The organism is Kitasatospora sp. NBC_01246 (genome assembly GCF_036226505.1).
GTDB lineage: Bacteria > Actinomycetota > Actinomycetes > Streptomycetales > Streptomycetaceae > Kitasatospora.
The window spans coordinates 4,359,332-4,377,293 of the sequence record NZ_CP108484.1; the positions used below are offsets into that span (position 1 = coordinate 4,359,332).

Genomic DNA, 17,962 nt, shown 5'->3' on the forward strand with positions numbered 1-17,962 from the left:
GGCCCGCACGGCCCCGGCCGCGCCGGCCGTGCCGAACGGCCGGTTGTCGGAGGCGGGCCGTCAGACGCCCGCCGCCGCGCCCCGCTCCCGCTCGGCGACCTTGCGCCGCAGCCGCAGGATCATCAGGGTGCCCGCCGCGAGCGGCACGTAGAGCCAGCAGAAGGCCCAGCGGAAGGCGTCGGCGGAGTAGCCGCCGGTGCCGGCCGGGGTGAGGGCGTCCAGGAGGACGCCGATGCCGAACAGGGTGATCATCGTGCCGATGAAGCCCCCCATGTTGACGATCCCGGAGGCGGTGCCGAGCCGCTCCACGGGGTTGCGCGCACGGGCGTAGTCCAGACCGACCAGCGAGGCCGGGCCGTTGCTGCCCATCACCAGGATGATCCCGACCAGCAGCCAGAGCGGTGGGTGCCCGCCCGGCCAGGCCAGCACCAGCGCCCAGCCGAGCGCGGTGGCGGCGATCACGGTGAGCACGATCGGCATCCGGGCCCGGGCGGTGCGCGAGAGCACCCGGCCGAAGAGGAGGCCGAAGGACATGTTGGCGAGCACCAGCAGGGTCAGCAGCCCGCCCGCCGCGGTGCGCGACATGCCCTGGGCCTCCACCAGGTAGGGCATCCCCCAGAGCAGGCCGAAGGCGTTGCCGGGGAACTGGGTGGTGAAGTGCACCCAGAGGCCGAGCCTGGTGCCGGGCTCCGACCACGCCAGCCGGACCTGCCGGCCCACGCCCGGCCGGAGCGGCGCGCCCCCCGGCCCGACGCCCCCCGGCCCGGCGGCCGCGGCCCGCTGCGGCGCGCCCGCCGGAGCCTCCCGCAGGAAGAGCGCGACCAGCGCGAACACCGCCACTCCGAGCAGCGCGATCGCGGTGAAGGTCGGGGTCCAGCCCTCCCGGTGCAGGGCGTCGGCGAGGACGACGGTGGTGACCAGGTTCCCGCCCATCCCGGCGAGACCGGTCAGCTGGGCGACGAACGGGTTCTTCGCGGCCGGGAACCAGCGCGCGGCGATCCGCAGCACGCTGATGAAGGTCATCGCGTCACCGCAGCCGAGCACCGCCCGGGAGGCCAGCGCCGGCCCGAAGGAGGAGGAGAACGCGAAGGCGAGCTGCCCGGCGCTCAGCAGCAGGACGCCGAGCAGCAGCACCCGGCGCGGGCCGAACCGGTCGACCAGCAGGCCGACCGGTATCTGCATCGCCGCGTAGACCAGCACCTGGAGGATCGAGAAGGTGGAGAGCGCGGAGGCGCCGATCGCGAAGCGGTCGGCGGCGTCCAGCCCGGCCACCCCGAGACTGGTCCGGTGGATCACCGCGAGGACGTACACGCTGACGCCGATGGACCAGGCCAGCCAGGCGGCCCGGCCGCCGGGCGGCGCCGGGATCCCGGTGGCCGGGGGCACGAGGGCCGCCGGGGGCACGGGGGCCGCCGGGGGCGTCGGCCCGGCGGTGGCCGGGGGAGCGGGAACGGACAGGGGGCGGGCTGAACTGGCGGGCTCCACGGACATAGTGTCCCCAGATTAGTCATCCCATCATTCGACCCTCGGTCCGGGGCGGGGCGGGCCCGGCTCAGCCGGTGACCGTCCAGGAGACCGTCCTGGTCATGTAGCGGTCGCGGAAGGCCTCGTCCCGGACCCAGTCGGTGGTGTCCCGGACGGTGGCCGTGACGGTGGCGCTCTGCCCCGGGAACAGGTTCAGCGCGGCGGTGTCCAGCCAGCTGCGGTCCGGCGCCTGCGGCTCCACCGCGGCGCCGTCCACCTTCCAGTCCACCTGCAGCGCGCGGGTCCCGACCAGCGGCAGCGGCCGGACCTCCAGCCGGGGGCGGCCGGTCACCTCGCCCGGGGCGGGCACGGGTGTGTCGGTCGGCCGGATCCGGCGGTAGATCTCCTCGATGATCGCCTCCCGCGAGGGCAGGTTGTAGGCCCCGCCGAGGGTGCGCATCACCGAGTCCTGGGTGGGCCGGTAGATCCCGTTGGCGCTGCGGTAGGCGCCGATCGTGCCGCCGCCGTCCGGGGACTCCGCGCCCAGCCAGCGCCACCACTTGGTCTGCTTGCGGCGCATGTCGTCGGCGTTCTCGGTGGCGAGGTTGGGGTAGTCGGCGTCGTCCGGCGCGCTGTCGTACTCGTCACCGAGGTCGCCCACGGTGTGCCCTATCTCGTGCTGGATGATCCGCCCCGCGTCCGGGCTGCCGCCGGCCAGGGTCGTCACCCCGGTGCCGCCGGCACCCCCGTACTCGCTGGAGTTGGCCAGCGCGATCAGGTACTGCGGGCCGTCGCCCTCGCCGGCGTAGCGCGCGGTGGCGGCCTCGTCGGCGCAGAGCAGCCGGGCGGTGCCCTCGCACCAGAAGTGCATGCCGAGCGGGGTCCCGGGGTTGCGGCCCCGGCTCTCGGTCTCGGCGATGCCGGAGTCCGCCGAGACGACCTCGACCCGCCTTATGTTGAAGAACCCCTGGTAGCTGCGGAACGGCTCGATCTCCATCAGTGCCCGCCAGGCCCGGTCGGCCTGGGCGCGGAAGAGCTCCTGCTCGTCCGCGCTGTAGCCGTCGCCGAGCAGCACCAGCGTGATCCGGTTCGCCGGGTCCCCGGTCCGCCTTATGTCGACGGTCGGGGCGGCGCCGGCCGCGCGGAGGTCGGCCCGCCGGGCGGTGTGCGGCGGCACCGCCCGGTCGGCGGGGGCACCCGGCCCGATCACCCCGAAGGGCGAGGGACCGGCCAGCTCCAGGGCGGCGGGCAGTACGGCGGTGGACACCAGCACGAGCGCGGCCAGACTCCGGACGAGCCGGCCAGGGTTGCCAGGCGGCATACGGGTGCGTCCTCGGGGATCCGGTCACCCGGCGTCGCCCGGGTGGTGGACGCGAAGACGTACCCGGACCGGCGTGTCACCCTCACCGTCCGGCGAAAATGTCACCGCCCTGGCCGAACGACCCGAATCACCCCGGTCATACCTATGAGTCCGATCAGGTGGATGATTCGGGTGGCCCGTGACCCACCAGCGCCACCTCCGGCGGAGCCGGCCCACTCCGTGGCCCCCGGCCGAGCACTCCACCGGCCGAGCACACCACCGGCCTGGGGCGCCCCAGCCGCGCAACGCCTCAGCCGCGCCGCTTCGGCCCCGCCCGGAGCACCAGATGGGTGCCCAGCCCGAGCAGCAGCCCCCAGAACGCCGAGCCGATGCCGAGCAGGCTCATCCCGGAGGCCGAGGCCAGGAAGGTCACCACCGCCGCGTCCCGACCGCCCTCGTCGGCGACGGCCGCGGCCAGGCTGCCCTGGAGCGAGGCCAGCAGGGCGACCCCGGCGATCACCGCGATCAGCTCTTTCGGCAGACCGGTGAACAGGCTCACCAGCAGCCCACCGAAACTGCCCACCAGCACGTAGAGCAGACCCGCCGACATCCCGGCGACGTAGCGGCGCCGCGGATCGGGGTGGCTCTCCGGCCCGGCGCAGATCGCCGCGGTGATCGCGGCCAGGTTCACCCCGGGCGAGCCGAACGGCGCCAGCAGGACGGAGACCCCGCCGGTGGCCCCGATCAGCAGCCGGTCGTCCGGCTGGTAGCCGAAGGCCCGCATCACCCCCAGGCCGGGGGCGTTCTGCGAGGCCAGCGCCACGATGGTGAGCGGCAGCGCCAGCCCCACCATGGCCGGCCCGGAGAAGGCCGGCACGGTGAACACCGGCACGGTCGGCCCGCCGGACCCGAGGTGCACCGGCAGCCCGACGGTGACCGCCGCCAGCACCCCGCCGGCCAGCAGCGCGACCGGTACGGCGTACCGCGGCGCCAGCCGCTTCGCCAGCAGGAAGGCCGCGAAGCTGCCGAGCACCAGGACGGGCGCGCCGTGGACGGCGCCGAAGATGCCGGCGCCGAAGGAGAACAGGATGCCCGCCAGCATCGCGTTGACGATCCCGGCCGGGATCGCGGCGATCAGCCGGCCGAACAGCCCGGTGACACCGAACAGGGTCACCAGCGCCCCGCTCACGAGGAAGGCGCCGACCGCCTCCCGGTAGGGGTACGCGCCGAGGCTGGTGACCAGCAGCGCGGCGCCCGGCGTGGACCAGGCGGTGATCACCGGCGTCCTGGTCCACCAGCTGAGCAGCAGACCGGGCAGCCCGCTGCCGATGGCCACCGCCCAGATCCAGGAGGCCGTGTGCGCCTCGTCCAGCCGCCCGGCCGAGGCCGCCGCGAGCACCACCACGAGCGGGCCGGAGAACGACACCGCGATGCACACCAGCCCGGCCAGGAGGGCGGGGAGGGAGACGTCCCGCCGCAGCGAGCGGCGCTCCTCGGGGTCGGTCCGACTGTCCGCCGAACGGGTTATCAGCTCCTCTGCCATGGCGGCAGTATCGCGGAGCGGGCACCGGCGGCGGGCCTTTCGAAGAATCCCGGAGGACTTCCGGATCCACCCGCAACCTCCGGCGGGGCCGCGCGTCCTTGGAAGTGGAGGGCTGGAGAGCGAGCCGGGAAGCGCCGGGGGGCGCTACCGGCCGACGGGGGCAGGACCGGCCACCTCCACCCACCATCGGCTTCATGACTGCGGGGAGTCACGTCGTGCGCATGCCTGTTTTCTCCACTTATGCGAAGAATGCCCGCCCGCGCTCCACCCGCCGCCGGCTCGCGAGCGTCGCCGTCGCCGTCGTCCTCGCCGGCTCCGTGCACCTGCTCGCCACCGAGACCGCCTCGGCCCACGGGCCCGGCCCCGGCACGTCGGCCGTCTGGCAGGTGTCCGGACCGCCCGCCCCGACGGCGACCCTCGGCGCTCCCGGGGCCGCCGTCGGCGCGCCCGCCTTCGGCCCCACCGCCGGCGGGCCGACCGGCATGCCGGAGCAGGCCCCGACCGGCACCGCCGTCGGGATCCTGACGGCCGGTCTCGGCGCCGTGCTGCTCGTGCTCGGCCTGGGCGTCCGGTACGCCGGGCGCCGGCTGCGCGCCGCGCGCTAAGGCTCGTCCGGTGTCCGGTGTCCGGTGTCCGGAAAGGCCGAAGGGCCCTGCTCCGCACTGTCGTGCGGAGCAGGGCCCTTCCTCGGTCCGGCCGGTCAGCCCCAGGTGATCAGGCGCTTGGGGTACTCCAGCAGCGCGGCGACATCGGCCAGCACCCTGGAGCCCAGCTCGCCGTCCACCAGGCGGTGGTCGAAGGAGAGGGCCAGCGTGGTGACCTGGCGCGGCACCACCTTGCCCTTGTGCACCCACGGCAGCTCCCGGACCGCGCCGAAGGCGAGGATCGCGGCCTCGCCCGGGTTGAGGATCGGGGTGCCGGTGTCGACGCCGAAGACGCCGACGTTGGTGATGGTGACGGTGCCGCCCTGCATGTCGTTCGGCGAGGTCTTGCCCAGCCGGGCGGTGTCGATCAGCTCGCCGAGCGCGGCCGCCAGACCGGACAGCGTGCGGCCGCCCGCGTCCTTGATGTTGGGGACGATCAGGCCGCGCGGGGTGGCCGCGGCGATGCCGAGGTTCACCTGGCCCCTGATGACGATCTCCTGGGCCGCCTCGTCCCACTGGGCGTTGATCTCGGGGTGCCGCTTGATCGCGGTCAGCAGCGCCTTGGCGACCAGCAGCAGCGGGCTGACCCGGATGTCCCGGCCCAGCTCGCCGCTCTCCTTGAGCCGGCGGACGAACTTCATCGTGCGGGTGACGTCGACCTGGACGAACTCGGTGACGTGCGGGGCGGTGAAGGCCGAGGCCACCATCGCCTGCGCGGTCGCCTTGCGGACGCCCTTGATCGGCACCCGGACGTCCCCGGTGCCGGCGGTCGCCACGACCACCGGCTCCACCGGTGCCACCGCGGCCGGTTCGGCCGGGGGCGCCGTGACGGCGGCCGCCGCGGCGGCGTGCGCGTGCACGTCCTCGCGGGTGACCACGCCGTCCGGGCCGGTCGGTGTGACGGCCCGCAGGTCGACGCCGAGGTCCTTGGCGAGCTTGCGCACCGGCGGCTTGGCCAACGGCCGGTCACCGGTGGGCTGGGCCGGTACCACCGGCGCGGCGGCCACCGGCGCGGCAGCCACCGGAGCGGCGGCCACCGAGGCCGGCGCGGGAGCGGCCGGAGCCGGGGCGACCACGGTGGTCGTGGTGGTCCGGCGGGCCCGGCGCTGGGTACCGCCGGTCCGCGGACCGTAGCCGACCAGCACCTCGCGCCGGGCCGGCTCGGCCTCGGCGGGAGCGGCCACCGGGGCGACCGGGGCGGCCGCGGCCGGAGCGGCGGCGCCCGCCTCCCCCGCCACCGCGACCGAGATGATCACGGTGCCGACGTCGACCGTCGCGCCCTCGGGGAAGAACAGCCGCTCCACCACCCCGTTGAACGGGATCGGCAGCTCCACGGCGGCCTTGGCGGTCTCCACCTCGCAGACGACCTGGCCGTCCGTCACGGTGTCACCGGGCTTCACGGACCAGCTGAGGATCTCGGCCTCGGTGAGGCCCTCGCCCACGTCGGGCATCTTGAACTCGCGGAGCGAGCGAACTTCGGTGGTCATCTTCGCTCCCCGGTTCAGTACGCGAGCGCGCGGTCGACGGCGTCGAGCACGCGGTCCAGGTCCGGCAGGAAGGCTTCCTCGACCCGGGACGGCGGGTACGGCGCGTGGTAGCCGCCGACCCGCAGGATCGGCGCCTCCAGGTGGTAGAAGCACCGCTCCGTCAGCCGGGCGGCCAGCTCGGCGCCCATGCCCAGGAAGACCGGCGCCTCGTGCACCACGATGCCGCGGCCGGTCCGCTTGACCGACTCCTCCAGGGCGGCGAAGTCCACCGGGGAGAGCGAGCGCAGGTCGACGACCTCCAGCCGGCGGCCGTCCTCCTCGGCGGCCGCGGCGGCCTCCAGGCAGACCTTGACCATCGGGCCGTAGGCGATCAGCGTCGCGTCCGTGCCGGGGCGCACGATCCGGGCGTCGTACAGGCCCAGGTCGGCGGCGTCGCCGACCTCGCCCTTGTCCCAGTAGCGGCGCTTGGGCTCCAGGAAGATCACCGGGTCGTCCGACTCGATGGCCTGGCGCAGCATCCAGTGCGCGTCGTGCGCGCTGGACGGCGAGACCACCCGCAGACCGGCGGTGTGCGCGAAGTACGCCTCGTGCGACTCGCTGTGGTGCTCGACCGCGCCGATGCCGCCCGCGTACGGGATGCGGATGGTGACCGGCATCTTGACGTGCCCGAGCGCGCGGGCGTGCATCTTGGCCAGCTGGGAGACGATCTGGTCGAAGGCCGGGTAGACGAACCCGTCGAACTGGATCTCCACCACCGGGCGGTAGCCGCGCAGCGCGAGGCCGATCGCGGTGCCGACGATGCCGGACTCGGCGAGCGGGGAGTCGATCACCCGGCTGTCGCCGAAGTCCTTCTGCAGGCCGTCGGTGATCCGGAAGACGCCACCGAGCTTGCCGATGTCCTCGCCCATCAGGAGCGTCTTCGGGTCGTTCTCCAGCGACTTGCGCAGCGCCTCGTTGAGCGCCTTCGCGATGCTGAGCTGAGCGGCCATCAGAGGTTCTCCCCCGCCTCGAAGGAGGCCGCGTACTCGACGTACTCGGCCCGTTCCTCATCGACCAGTGTGTGCGGCTCGGCGTAGACGTGATCGAAGATCAGGGTCGGGTCCGGGTCCGGCATGGTGCGCACGCCCTCGCGCACCCGCAGCCCCAGCTGCTCGCTCTCGGCCTCGATCGAGGCGAAGAACTCCTCCTCGGCCAGGCCCTCCTTCTCCAGGAGCGCCCGGAGCCGGGTGATCGGGTCCTTGGCCTTCCAGGCCTCGGTCTCCTCGGAGGGGCGGTAGCGGGTGGGGTCGTCGGAGGTGGTGTGCGCGCCCATCCGGTAGGTGAACGCCTCGATCAGCACCGGACCGTTGCCGCTGCGGGCGTGGTCGAGCGCCCAGCGGGTGACCGCCAGGCAGGCCAGCACGTCGTTGCCGTCGACCCGGACGCCGGGGAAGCCGAAGCCGGAGGCGCGGCGGTACAGCGGGATCTTGGTCTGGGTGGTGGTGGGCTCGGAGATCGCCCACTGGTTGTTCTGGCAGAAGAAGACCACCGGGGCGTTGTAGACCGAGGCGAAGGTGAAGGCCTCGTTGACGTCGCCCTGGCTGGAGGCGCCGTCGCCGAAGTAGGCGATCACCGCGTCGTCCGCGCCGTCCTTGGTGATGCCCATCGCGTAGCCGGTGGCGTGCAGGGTCTGCGCGCCGATCACGATGGTGTACAGGTGGAAGTTCTTCTCGTTCGGGTCCCAGCCGCCGTGGTTCACGCCGCGGAACATGCCGAGCAGGTTCAGCGGGTCCACGTCGCGGCACCAGGCCACGCCGTGCTCGCGGTAGGTGGGGAAGGCGTAGTCACCGGTGCGCATGGCCCGCCCGGAGCCGACCTGGGCGGCCTCCTGGCCGAGCAGCGAGGCCCACAGGCCCAGCTCGCCCTGACGCTGCAGCGCGGTGGCCTCGGCGTCGAACCGGCGCACCAGCACCAGGTCGCGGTAGAGGGCGCGCAGCTCGTCCGGGGTGGTGGTGAGCGGGTAGTCCGGGTGCTCGATCCGCTCGCCTTCCGGGGTGAGCAGCTGTACGAGCTCCGGCTGGGTGTCCGTACCCGTGGCGCGGAGGGTGTCAGGGACGCCGGGGGCCGCCTTCTTGCGGGCCCTCGCCGTGCTTTTGACGGTCACGTTCACTCCTCGGTCTGTCCGGCCGCCCGGGGTCGCCGGTGACCGGTCCGGTCACCGCCTCGCGGGGCGCGCGTGGGTGTGCGCACCGACTGCAAGGCAGGTGGTGATCCTGTTCCGACGGCGTCCCTCACGAGAACGTTACCCAGCGGCAGCCCTTGGCGCGCTTGCGCTAGGACGTCCTACTTGTTCAGGGCCTACAACTGCGGGTGTGGCGCAGCTCTCAATTCGGTCGCCTTCAGGACACCTGCGCACGTTATCCGGGCGGAGCCCCGTTCGTAAGGGGGTTACCGGCATCGCTTTCGACTGATCTGGCCGGATAGCGTTCCGGGGGCGGTGCGGGCAATAGGTCGCTCCTGCGCCGATATGGGAGGCTTTACACGTGACTGATAACGGACAGATCAGGGTATTTCTGCTCGACGATCACGAGGTGGTCCGGCGGGGCGTCCACGATCTCCTCTCGGTCGAGGACGACATCGAGGTGGTCGGCGAGGCCGGGACGGCCGCCGAGGCGATCACCCGGATCGCCGCCGTGCACCCCGACGTCGCGGTCCTCGACGTCCGGCTGCCGGACGGGAACGGCGTCGAGGTCTGCCGGGAGGTCCGCTCCCGACTGCCGGAGATCAAGTGCCTGATGCTGACCTCGTTCTCGGACGACGAGGCGCTGTTCGACTCGATCATGGCGGGCGCCTCCGGCTACGTCCTGAAGGCGATCCGCGGCACCGACCTGATCACCGCCGTCCGGGACGTCGCGGCCGGCAAGTCGCTGCTCGACCCGGTGGCCACCAGCCGGGTGCTGGCCCGGCTGCGCGACGGCGGCGAGAAGGAGGACGAGCGACTGTCCCAGCTCACCAAGCAGGAGCGGCGGATCCTCGATCTGATCGGCGAGGGGATGACCAACCGTCAGATCGGCAACGAGCTGCACCTGGCCGAGAAAACGGTCAAGAACTACGTCTCCAGTCTGCTCGCCAAGATGGGCATGGAGCGGCGCACCCAGGCGGCCGCCTTCGTGGCACGGCACCAGGCCGACCAGCAGCACTGAGAGCGCCGGGAATCACAGTTCTGACGGTTTGTCAAGGACCCCCGCCAGGGGGCCCTAACCTCAGCCTGTGACTTTCAGCCAGACCCTCGCCTGTGCCCCGGCCCGCCCCGATCTCACCGCACCCCCGATAGGGACCCTCAGCCCGCCCGTTCCCCACCTCGTCCTGGCCGAGGTCCTGCGCCGCTACCGGGTGGGGCGGCTGCTCACCGCCGAGCCGGTCGCCGAGGGCCTGTTGAACCGGGGCTACCGGGTCACCACCGAGGCCGGGACGTACTTCCTGAAGTGCTACGTCGACGCCGCCACCGCGCACCGCGAATCGATCGCCGGGCACCACCGCGCGATGGCCGCGCTGGAGACCCTCGGACTGCCCGTCGCTCCCCCGCTGGCGTGTGCCGAACGCTCCGGCACGGTGGCCTCCTTCGGCAGCCGGCTGTTCGCGCTCTTCCCCTGGGTGGATGGCCGGCACCGGCACGGCAGCGATCTCTCCCTGACGCAGTGCGGCGCGCTCGGAGCGCTGCTCGGCCGGCTGCACGGCGCGCTCGACGACGTCTGCGCCCCCCTCGCCCAACCCGCCGGCTACCACAGTGCCGACCCGCTGGACAGCGCCCGGCTGGCCCGCGAACTCCGGCTCAGCGCCCGCGAGCAGCGCCCGTACGGCGCGCTGGACGCGCTGGTCGAGCGGCGCCTCACCGAACGGCTCGACCTGCTCGCCGAGTACGCCCACCGCCGGCCCGTCCCGCAGGCCGCCCCGCCCACCGGCTGGACGCACGGCGACTTCCACGGGCTCAACCTGCTGCACGCGGGCGACCGGATCGCGGCCGTCCTGGACTGGGACAAGCTCGGCCCGCAGCCGCGCGCCGAGGAGGCCGTCCGGTCGGCCACCCTGGTCTTCAACGACCGGACGTCGGGCGCGCTCGACCTCGTCCGGGTCCGGACCTACTCGCAGGCGTACCGGGCCACCGGGGCGGCCACCGCGGAACACCTGGCGGCGGCCGTCCACCGGGTCTGGTGGGAGCGGCTCAACGACTTCTGGATGCTCCAGTGGCGCTACCAGCGGGCCGACCACCGGGCCGACCCGCTCTACCCCGCCTCGGCCGGCCAGCTGGCATGGTGGTGCCAGGAGTACGAGCAGGTCCTGGACGCCTTCGCCAACTGACCGTCACCGGTCGGCGCCGCCGGTCAGCCGCCGGCCCCGGGCGCGGTGGTCGGGGCCCCCGTCGGCTGGGTGGCCGGCTTGGTCGGCGGCGGCTGGGTGCCCGTCGCGCCGTTGGTCGGCGTCCCGCTCGCGCCGCCGGTCGGCGTCCCGGTGCCCCCGCCGGTCGGCGTGCCGGTGGACGACGGGGTCGTCGACGACGACGGCTTGGTACCGGTGGGCGTCGGGGTCATGCTCGGCGAGTGCTTGGGCACGGTCGCCGGCGGGCTCTGGTTGTTGTTGTTGTTCGTGTCGGTCGGCTGGTTCGGCTTCCGGCTGGTCTGGCTGGGCGCCACCGTGGTCGGGGAGATCCCCCCACCGGTGGGCGTACCGGCGTCGGAGGAGGAGACCACCGAGACGGACGGGGCGGGCGTCTGGCCGGGGTCCTTCGTCCCGCCGCCACCACCGCTGAGCGCGAGCGCGATCCCGACACCGGACGCGACGAACACCGCCGCGGCGCCGGCCACCCAGGCCCATGGCCCGCGCCGCCGGCGGCGGTCGTCGTCCCCGTCGCCGCCGTCGCCGCCCGGGCCGCCGTGACCGCCGTCGTACGAGCCGCCGTCGTACGAGCCGCCGCCGTACGGGCCGCCGGCCCCGGGGTAGGGCGAGGACGGCGTGTGCGGGCCGCCGGGCACCTGGTACGGGAGCACCGTCGTCGAATCGCTCGGGCCGCCCAGGCCGAACGGCGCGGTGACGGCCGTCTCGCCGTCCGCCCCGGGCATCGGGGTGGCACCGCTGTGCCCCTGGCCGGCCGCCGCCAGCCCGGCCGCCGCGGCACCCGTCGCCCAGGCCCCGCCGTGCATCTCGCGCAGGGCGTGCTGGAGGTGGGCGCGGAACTCGTCGGCGTCCTGGAAGCGGTCGTCCGGGTTCTTGGCGAGCGAGCGCAGCACCAGCGGGTCGAGCGCCGCCGGGACCCGCGCGTTGACCTGCGCCGGCGGCACCGGCGGGTCCTGCACGTGCTGGTAGACCACCGAGAGCGGGGTGTCGCCGGTGAACGGCGGGCGCAGCGTGAGCAGCTCGTAGAGCATGCAGCCGGCCGCGTACAGGTCGGAGCGGTGGTCGACCGGCTTGCCGAGGGCCTGCTCGGGCGAGAGGTACTGCGGGGTGCCCATGACCATGCCGGTCTGGGTCATGGTGCTGGCGGTGCCGGTCAGCGCGCGGGCGATGCCGAAGTCCATCACCTTGACCGCGCCGGTGGTGGTGATGATGACGTTGGCGGGCTTGATGTCCCGGTGCACGATGCCGTGCCGGTGGCTGTAGGCGAGCGCCTCCAGCACCCCGGCGATGATGATGAGCGCCTGGTCGACCGGCGGCTCCTCCTCGTCCACCAGCAGCTCGCGGACGGTCCGGCCCTCGACCAGCTCCATCACGATGTAGGGCGTCGACTCGTCGCCGACGTACTCCTCGCCGGTGTCGTAGACCGCGACGATCGAGTGGTGGTTGAGCGCCGCGACGGCGTGCGCCTCGCGGGTGAAGCGCAGCCGGGCGATGTCGTCCTGGGCGAGTTCGGGGCGCAGCAGCTTGACGGCGACGGTCCGGCCGAGCCGGACGTCCTGGGCGGCGAACACCTCGGCCATGCCGCCGCGGCCGAGCCGGTGGGTCAGCCGGTAGCGGCCGTCACCCACCGTGCCGAGCGGGGCCGCGGTGCCGCGGCCGGGGGTCTGCGGGCCGCCGCCGTACGGCGGGAGTGCGGAGGTGGCGGCGCTGTCGCTGCCGGGCTCGGGCATCCTCCGGGCCCCGCCGGTCGAACCGGCCGCCCGGGCACCCTCGTCGTCGTCCGGCCGCTGCGTCTGTGCCATCGCTCCTCGCCCCGGGCCTTCGCTCGGATCGCGGTGCCCTGTCGCTTCGTGTCCCCGAACGCTACCGCCTCCGGACTTCCCCCGTAGCACGCCCGATCCGGGCGCACCGCGTCAGAGCAGGCCATTCCGGTCGGGCAGGCCGTCCAGGTGCAGGACGGTCGCGGGCCGCTCGACGGACCGGGAGGTGCTGGTCTTCTCCGCCTTGGTCACCACGATGGCGATGATGATGATCGCGAGGACGATCACGCCGATGATGATGCCGACGATCACGAGCGCGGTGGAGCAGCCGCCGCTGTTCGACGCGGGGGCCGGCTGGAACTGCGTCGGCATCGGCATCGGCTGGGGCGGCGGGGTGTGCGCCTGCGGCGGGAAGTGCTGCGGGGCCTGGAAGGCCGGCGGCGGGGTCTGGTACTGCTGCGGGAAGGGCTGCGGCGTCTGCGGGTGCTGCGGCGGCGGGGTCTGGAAGGCCGGCGGCGGCGTCCGGTACTGCTGCTGGAACGGCGGCGGGGTCTGCGGGGCCTGCGGCCCGGCGTGCACCGAGCGCGGACCGTCGGTGATCACCAGCGGCGAGCTCGCGGCCAGCTGGTTGCCGTTGCCGCCGCCCTTCTCCGCCGCGATCAGCCGCTCCGCCTCGTCGCGCATCGCCGCCGCGCTCGGGAAGCGGTGCGCCGGGTCCTTGCGCAGCGCCTGGGCGACGAAGGCGTCCACCGCCGGGCTGACCGCCCGGTTGACGGTGGACGGCGCCGAGGGCTCCTCCTGGACGTGCTTGTAGGCGATCGAGAACGCCGAGTCGCCGTCGAAGACCAGCTGCCCGGTGAGCATCTCGAAGAGCATCACGCCGACCGAGTAGAGGTCGGACCGGGCGTCCACCGGCTTGCCGAGCGCCTGCTCGGGCGAGAGGTACTGCGGGGTGCCGACCACCATGCCGGTCTGGGTCATCGAGGTGACCCCGGACTCCAGCGCACGGGCGATGCCGAAGTCCATCACCTTGATGTTGCCCTTGCGGTCGAACATCACGTTGCCGGGCTTGATGTCGCGGTGGACCAGCCCCTGGTCGTGCGAGGCCTCCAGCGCGTTCAGCACGCCGACGGTGACCCGCAGCGCCTCCTCGGTGGGCATCGCGCCGTACTGCGCGACCGCGTCGTTGATCGCCTCGCGCAGGCCCTTGCCGTCGACCAGCTGCATCACGATGTACGGGGTGGTGGAGCCGTCGGCGGCGACGTCCTCGCCGCTGTCGTAGACGGTGACGATGTTGGCGTGTTCCAGCCGGGCCACGGCCTGCGCCTCGCGCCGGAACCGCTCCTTGAAGGACTCGTCCCGGCCGAGCTCGGCGTGCATGCTCTTCAGCGCGACCGAGCGGCCGAGCACGTTGTCGTAGGCGAGGTGCACGGAGGCCATGCCGCCCTCGCCCAGCACCCGCTGCAGCACGTACCTGCCGTTGCCCAGGGAGTGGCCCTCGACCGCCGCGTTGCCGTGCTCGCTCATGGTCCTCTGCTCCCCCTCGGCGCGGTCGTGCCGCCGCAACCGTGACGTTCGGTCTCGTCCGTGCGTGGTCGGGCCCGGTTTGGTGGCCCACCCGACCCCTGTCGCGGCGCTCGCCCGGCCTGCGACAGGGGCTCAGGGTATCGGCTCACGGCGACAGTGATCGGCGCAGGGCCGACACTGTGTCCGAGCCGCGACCCACTACCGGACGGTAGTGGGTCGGTCGTGCGTTCGGCACCGGATCGTGGCGGTACGTCCGATACCGGGCGGCCGCCACGGGGTCCGCGGCGCCGACCGGAGCGGCTGCGCCGGGCCGGTGGCGGGCCTACAGGTACGGGCCGGAGCGGATGCCGCGGCCCTCGCCGGGCTCGTCGTCCTCCTGCTCGGCGCCGTGCAGACCCGGCGGCAGTGCCCGCCGCATCTGCTCCAACTGCGCCCGGGCGGCCATCTGCTGGGCGAAGAGCGCGGTCTGGATGCCGTGGAACAGCCCCTCCAGCCAGCCCACCAGCTGCGCCTGCGCGATCCGCAGTTCGGCCTCGGTCGGGATGGTGTCCTCGGTGAACGGCAGCGAGAGCCGCTCCAGCTCCGCGACCAGCTCGGGCGCCAGGCCGAGCTCCAGCTCCTTGATGGAGCTGGCGTGGATGTCCTTCAGCCGGACCCGGCTGGCCTCGTCGAGAGGAGCCGCCCGGACCTCCTCCAGCAGCTGCTTGATCATGCTGCCGATCCGCATGACCTTGGCCGGCTGCTCCACCATCTCGGTCACCGGGAGCTCGCGCGGCCCTTCACCGTCGTCGTGCGTCGAGCCGGCGAACCCCTGGCCCACGGGCAGCCCGTCCGGTCCGACGATCAGCACCTTCTGGCCGTCCTGCGACTGCCCGCCCATGGCCTGGTACAGGTCCTGCGGCGAGCGCTCGTTCATCGGATTCGTCATGAACAACATTCTTCCTCACTGGGGTTGGCCGAGTGGAACCCCCGACCGCACCGCCGCCCCGCACCACGGTCACCGGTCACCGGCACCGCGGTCACCGCACCCGCTTCCGCTGACGACGCTACGCCCCCGCACGGCGGCCCGGCATCCGTACGGATACTCAGGTCGCGCGGGGGCGCGGCGCCGGCGGCCGCGGCTCAGCCCTTGCGCAGGCGCAGCCCGATCAGCCCGAGGCCGCAGCCGATCAGGCCGAGGCCGGCGCCCAGCGGCAGCTGGAGCGTGGAGGCGTCGCGCCAGCGGGCGGGCAGCACGGCCGGGACGGCCCCGGCGGCCTGCTGGGTCGCTCCGGCCGCCACCGTGGCGCCGTCCGGCACGGCGTCCTCGGCCGGTGCGGCGCCGTCCGGCGTGCCGGGGTCCGCGTCCGGGACGGCCTGCGTGGCCTCGACGGACTGCTCCGGCCCCCGCTCCGACCGGTCGGGCACCCGCTCGGCACGCTCGGGGGCCGAGGCCGGGCGGTGCCGGTGACCGGCCCGGGGGCCGACGGGCGCCGGGCCGGGCCGCGGGTGCCCGCCCTGGTGCGACGGCGGCGCGGCGGCCGCCGAGAGGGCGGCCGGGGGCGGCGGGGTGGCGGCCGGGGCCGGCGGCGTGCTCGGGGGCGCGGCCGCCGACGGCTCCGCCGAGGGTGCGGCGGAGGGCGGGGGCGAGGCCTCGGGGGACGCCGGACCGGCGTCGGCGGAGGGCGAACCGGACCACCCGGGGCCACCGGGCTGCGGTCCGTCCGCCGCCGGAGCGCCGGGCTCGGAGGCGGTGGACGGCTCGGACGGCTCTGACGGCTCGGCGGGCACGGTGGGGACGGTGGGCGGGTCCGACGCGGCGGGCCCGGCGACCGCCTCCCACGGGCCGGACGGCCGCTGCGGACCGGCGGCCGCCGCCGGGGGCACGACGGTCAGCGGCAGGGCGAGGCCGAGCACCGCCATCGTCAGCAGCCGCCGCACCCGGTGGTCGCCCCGATCACGGGGGGTGCCGGTACCGGCCCGGCCCCGGGTGCGGGTACGGCCGTGGGGCGGCGCGGCGGGCAGCGGCCCGAGGAGCGCGTTCGAGGGGGTCGAAGGTGCGGCCACGGTCGAGGTCCTTCCGACGGCCGACCGCGCACGGGCGGGGTCGGCGGCGGGACAGCTCCGGACCAGCGTCACACAATCCGACATTCCGGGCATTTCGAACGGCTGTGCACCAACCGCCCCGCCCGGCCACCGACTCCCCGGGCCCGCGGCCCCGCCCCGCCTCAGGCCCGCAGCACGACCTTGCCGACCTGATCGCCGGCCTCCAGCGCCCGGTGCCCGTCGGCCGCCGCGGTCAGCGGCAGCACCCGGTCGATCACCGGCCGCACCAGGCCCTGCTCGACCAGCGGCCAGACGTGCTCGCGCACCGCCGCCACGATCGCGGCCTTCTCCGCCAGCGGCCGCCCGCGCAGATTGGTCGCGATCACCGCGCCGCGCTTGCGCAGCAGCGTGTTCAGGTTGATCTCGCCCTGCACGCCGCCCTGCAGCCCGATGATCACCAGTCGGCCGTTGACCGCCAGCGCGTCGACGTTGCGCTGCAGGTACGCGGCGCCCATCAGGTCCAGGATCACGTCCGCCCCGGCGCCGCCGGTGGCCTCCCTGAGCACCTCGACGAAGTCCTGCTCGCGGTAGTTGATCGTGATGTCGGCGCCGAGCTCGGCGCACCGGGCCAGCTTCTCCGCGCTGCCCGCCGTCACCGCCACCCGGGCGCCGACCGCCTTGGCCAGCTGGATCGCCATCGTGCCGATCCCGCTCGCCCCGCCGTGCAGCAGCACCGTCTCCCCCGGGCGCAGGTGCGCGACCAGGAAGACGTTCGACCACACCGTCGAGGCGACCTCCGGCAGCGCGGCGGCCTGCTCCAGGTCGAGCCCCTTGGGCACCGGCAGCAGCTGCCCCGCCGGCACCGCGACCCGCTGCGCGTAGCCGCCGCCCGCCAGCAGCGCGCAGACCTCGTCGCCGACCGCCCAGCCGGCCACGCCGGCCCCCAGGGCGACGATCCGGCCCGAGCACTCCAGGCCCGGGTAGGGCGGGCTGCCGGGGGGCGGGTTGTAGAAGCCCTGGCGCTGGAGCAGGTCGGCCCGGTTCACGGCGGTCGCCGCCACCTCGACCAGGACCTCGCCGTCACCGGGCACCGGGTCCGGCACCTCGGCCCAGACCAGCGCGTCGGGACCGCCGGGTTCGGGAATCGTCATCGCATGCATGACCCGAAGCTACTGCGTCCTGACGGGGCGGCGGGGGCGCCCCGCGCAGTCCGCGGGAGCGCCGACCGAACCCGGTCCGCGCTTCCGGCCGGCCCGCCGGGAGCGCCCCTGTTCAGCCAGCCAGCCCGGCCAGCACCTCGGCGCCCGGCAGGGCCGCCAGCGCCCGGCCCGGCAGGATCAGCTTGCCCCGCCGCCGCCCGCTGCCCACCAGGACGTACGGCGCCCGGGCCACCGCCTCGTCGATCAGCAGCGGCCAGTCGGCGGGCAGCCCGACCGGCGTGATGCCGCCGTACTCCATCCCGGTCAGCTCGACCGCCGCCTCCATCGGCGCGAACGAGGCCTTGCGCGCCTCCAGGCGCTTGCGAACGGCCCGGTTGACGTCCACCCGGGTGTGGGCGAGCGCCAGGCAGGCGGCCCGCGTGGTCTCCCCGCCGCGCTTGGCGGCCACCACCACGCAGTTCGCCGAGGCCTCCAGCGGCACCCCGTAGGTCTCGCAGAACACCGCGGTGTCCGCCTTCTCCGGGTCGGTGTCCACGTAGAGCACGGAGCGCGCGGCCTCCCGGTCCGCCCAGGCCGCGAGGGCGTCGGCCACCGGCCCGGCCAGCAGGTCGCGGACGTTGAGGGCCGGCGCGACGGTCTCGAACGTGCCGAAGGGGAGCTGCGGTTGATCGTTCATGACAC

General features: G+C 74.4%; 15 protein-coding genes. 3 read left to right on the plus strand and 12 right to left on the minus strand.

The features are described from left to right. Positions 1–60: 60 nt before the first annotated feature. From OG618_RS19205 to OG618_RS19215, 3 genes are all read right to left on the minus strand, one after another. The gene (locus OG618_RS19205) at positions 61–1,491 is read right to left on the minus strand and encodes an MFS transporter (protein WP_442906823.1); all 1,431 of its coding nucleotides are present in this window, start codon (positions 1,489–1,491) and stop codon (positions 61–63) included. 61 nt (positions 1,492–1,552) lie between these two features. After that, complete coding sequence (locus OG618_RS19210; protein WP_329488750.1) at positions 1,553–2,785, minus strand: M64 family metallopeptidase; 1,233 nt, start codon at positions 2,783–2,785, stop codon at positions 1,553–1,555. A gap of 289 nt (positions 2,786–3,074) precedes the next feature. Beyond that, a complete protein-coding gene (locus OG618_RS19215; protein ID WP_329488751.1) occupies positions 3,075–4,307 on the minus strand; it encodes a benzoate/H(+) symporter BenE family transporter in 1,233 nt (410 codons plus the stop codon). Positions 4,308–4,522: 215 nt separating this feature from the next. On the opposite strand from OG618_RS19215, the gene OG618_RS19220 reads away from it, so the two are divergent. Next, positions 4,523–4,912 (plus strand): hypothetical protein, encoded by a 390-nt coding sequence (locus tag OG618_RS19220; RefSeq protein WP_329488752.1) that lies wholly within the window; start codon positions 4,523–4,525, stop codon positions 4,910–4,912. A 95-nt stretch (positions 4,913–5,007) separates the two neighbouring features. On the opposite strand, the gene OG618_RS19225 is transcribed toward OG618_RS19220, so the two are convergent. From OG618_RS19225 to pdhA, 3 genes are read right to left on the minus strand one after another with little or no spacing between them, the layout of a single operon-like run. After that, positions 5,008–6,438: a dihydrolipoamide acetyltransferase family protein gene (locus tag OG618_RS19225; protein WP_329488753.1), complete on the minus strand. Its 1,431-nt coding sequence runs from the start codon at positions 6,436–6,438 to the stop codon at positions 5,008–5,010. Between the two features lie 14 nt (positions 6,439–6,452). Continuing rightward, complete coding sequence (locus OG618_RS19230; protein ID WP_329488754.1) at positions 6,453–7,427, minus strand: alpha-ketoacid dehydrogenase subunit beta; 975 nt, start codon at positions 7,425–7,427, stop codon at positions 6,453–6,455. After that, entirely contained in the window at positions 7,427–8,581 is a 1,155-nt protein-coding gene (gene pdhA, locus OG618_RS19235) for a pyruvate dehydrogenase (acetyl-transferring) E1 component subunit alpha (RefSeq protein ID WP_442906824.1), read from the minus strand. Before pdhA ends, OG618_RS19230 begins: the two co-directional genes overlap by 1 nt. A gap of 379 nt (positions 8,582–8,960) precedes the next feature. Between pdhA and OG618_RS19240 the strand changes: the two genes are divergently transcribed. Both OG618_RS19240 and OG618_RS19245 read left to right on the plus strand, forming a co-directional pair. Next, the gene (locus tag OG618_RS19240) at positions 8,961–9,620 is read left to right on the plus strand and encodes a response regulator transcription factor (RefSeq protein WP_329488756.1); all 660 of its coding nucleotides are present in this window, start codon (positions 8,961–8,963) and stop codon (positions 9,618–9,620) included. A gap of 67 nt (positions 9,621–9,687) precedes the next feature. After that, positions 9,688–10,776, plus strand: a complete 1,089-nt coding sequence (locus OG618_RS19245) for a phosphotransferase (RefSeq protein ID WP_329488757.1) — start codon at positions 9,688–9,690, stop codon at positions 10,774–10,776. A gap of 23 nt (positions 10,777–10,799) precedes the next feature. Here the strand turns inward: OG618_RS19245 and OG618_RS19250 are convergent, their stop codons facing one another. The 6 genes from OG618_RS19250 to OG618_RS19275 all read right to left on the minus strand — a co-directional run bounded on the left by OG618_RS19250 (position 10,800) and on the right by OG618_RS19275 (position 17,957). After that, the gene (locus tag OG618_RS19250) at positions 10,800–12,539 is read right to left on the minus strand and encodes a protein kinase domain-containing protein (RefSeq protein ID WP_442906949.1); all 1,740 of its coding nucleotides are present in this window, start codon (positions 12,537–12,539) and stop codon (positions 10,800–10,802) included. Between the two features lie 183 nt (positions 12,540–12,722). After that, a complete protein-coding gene (locus tag OG618_RS19255; RefSeq protein WP_329488759.1) occupies positions 12,723–14,096 on the minus strand; it encodes a protein kinase domain-containing protein in 1,374 nt (457 codons plus the stop codon). A gap of 322 nt (positions 14,097–14,418) precedes the next feature. Beyond that, positions 14,419–15,024 carry a bacterial proteasome activator family protein gene (locus OG618_RS19260; RefSeq protein WP_380388862.1) on the minus strand — a complete coding sequence of 202 codons (606 nt, stop codon included), beginning with the start codon at positions 15,022–15,024 and terminating at the stop codon, positions 14,419–14,421. A gap of 194 nt (positions 15,025–15,218) precedes the next feature. Further along, complete coding sequence (locus OG618_RS19265) at positions 15,219–16,142, minus strand: hypothetical protein (protein WP_329488760.1); 924 nt, start codon at positions 16,140–16,142, stop codon at positions 15,219–15,221. A 161-nt stretch (positions 16,143–16,303) separates the two neighbouring features. Then, entirely contained in the window at positions 16,304–17,281 is a 978-nt protein-coding gene (locus OG618_RS19270) for an NAD(P)H-quinone oxidoreductase (protein ID WP_329488761.1), read from the minus strand. A gap of 112 nt (positions 17,282–17,393) precedes the next feature. Further along, positions 17,394–17,957, minus strand: coding sequence for a YbaK/EbsC family protein (locus tag OG618_RS19275; protein WP_329488762.1), 564 nt, complete (start codon positions 17,955–17,957; stop codon positions 17,394–17,396). Positions 17,958–17,962 lie beyond the last annotated feature (5 nt).

Excerpts from the sequence above, each read along its gene's own strand:
- OG618_RS19275 (WP_329488762.1), bottom strand. The coding sequence starts at position 17,957 with ATGAACGATCAACCGCAGCTCCCCTTCGGCACGTTCGAGACCGTCGCG.
- OG618_RS19270 (WP_329488761.1), bottom strand. The coding sequence starts at position 17,281 with ATGCATGCGATGACGATTCCCGAACCCGGCGGTCCCGACGCGCTGGTC.
- OG618_RS19225 (WP_329488753.1), bottom strand. The coding sequence starts at position 6,438 with ATGACCACCGAAGTTCGCTCGCTCCGCGAGTTCAAGATGCCCGACGTG.
- OG618_RS19230 (WP_329488754.1), bottom strand. The coding sequence starts at position 7,427 with ATGGCCGCTCAGCTCAGCATCGCGAAGGCGCTCAACGAGGCGCTGCGC.
- OG618_RS19215 (WP_329488751.1), bottom strand. The coding sequence starts at position 4,307 with ATGGCAGAGGAGCTGATAACCCGTTCGGCGGACAGTCGGACCGACCCC.
- OG618_RS19255 (WP_329488759.1), bottom strand. The coding sequence starts at position 14,096 with ATGAGCGAGCACGGCAACGCGGCGGTCGAGGGCCACTCCCTGGGCAAC.
- OG618_RS19210 (WP_329488750.1), bottom strand. The coding sequence starts at position 2,785 with ATGCCGCCTGGCAACCCTGGCCGGCTCGTCCGGAGTCTGGCCGCGCTC.
- OG618_RS19250 (WP_442906949.1), bottom strand. The coding sequence starts at position 12,539 with ATGCCCGAGCCCGGCAGCGACAGCGCCGCCACCTCCGCACTCCCGCCG.
- OG618_RS19260 (WP_380388862.1), bottom strand. The coding sequence starts at position 15,024 with ATGACGAATCCGATGAACGAGCGCTCGCCGCAGGACCTGTACCAGGCC.
- OG618_RS19205 (WP_442906823.1), bottom strand. The coding sequence starts at position 1,491 with ATGTCCGTGGAGCCCGCCAGTTCAGCCCGCCCCCTGTCCGTTCCCGCT.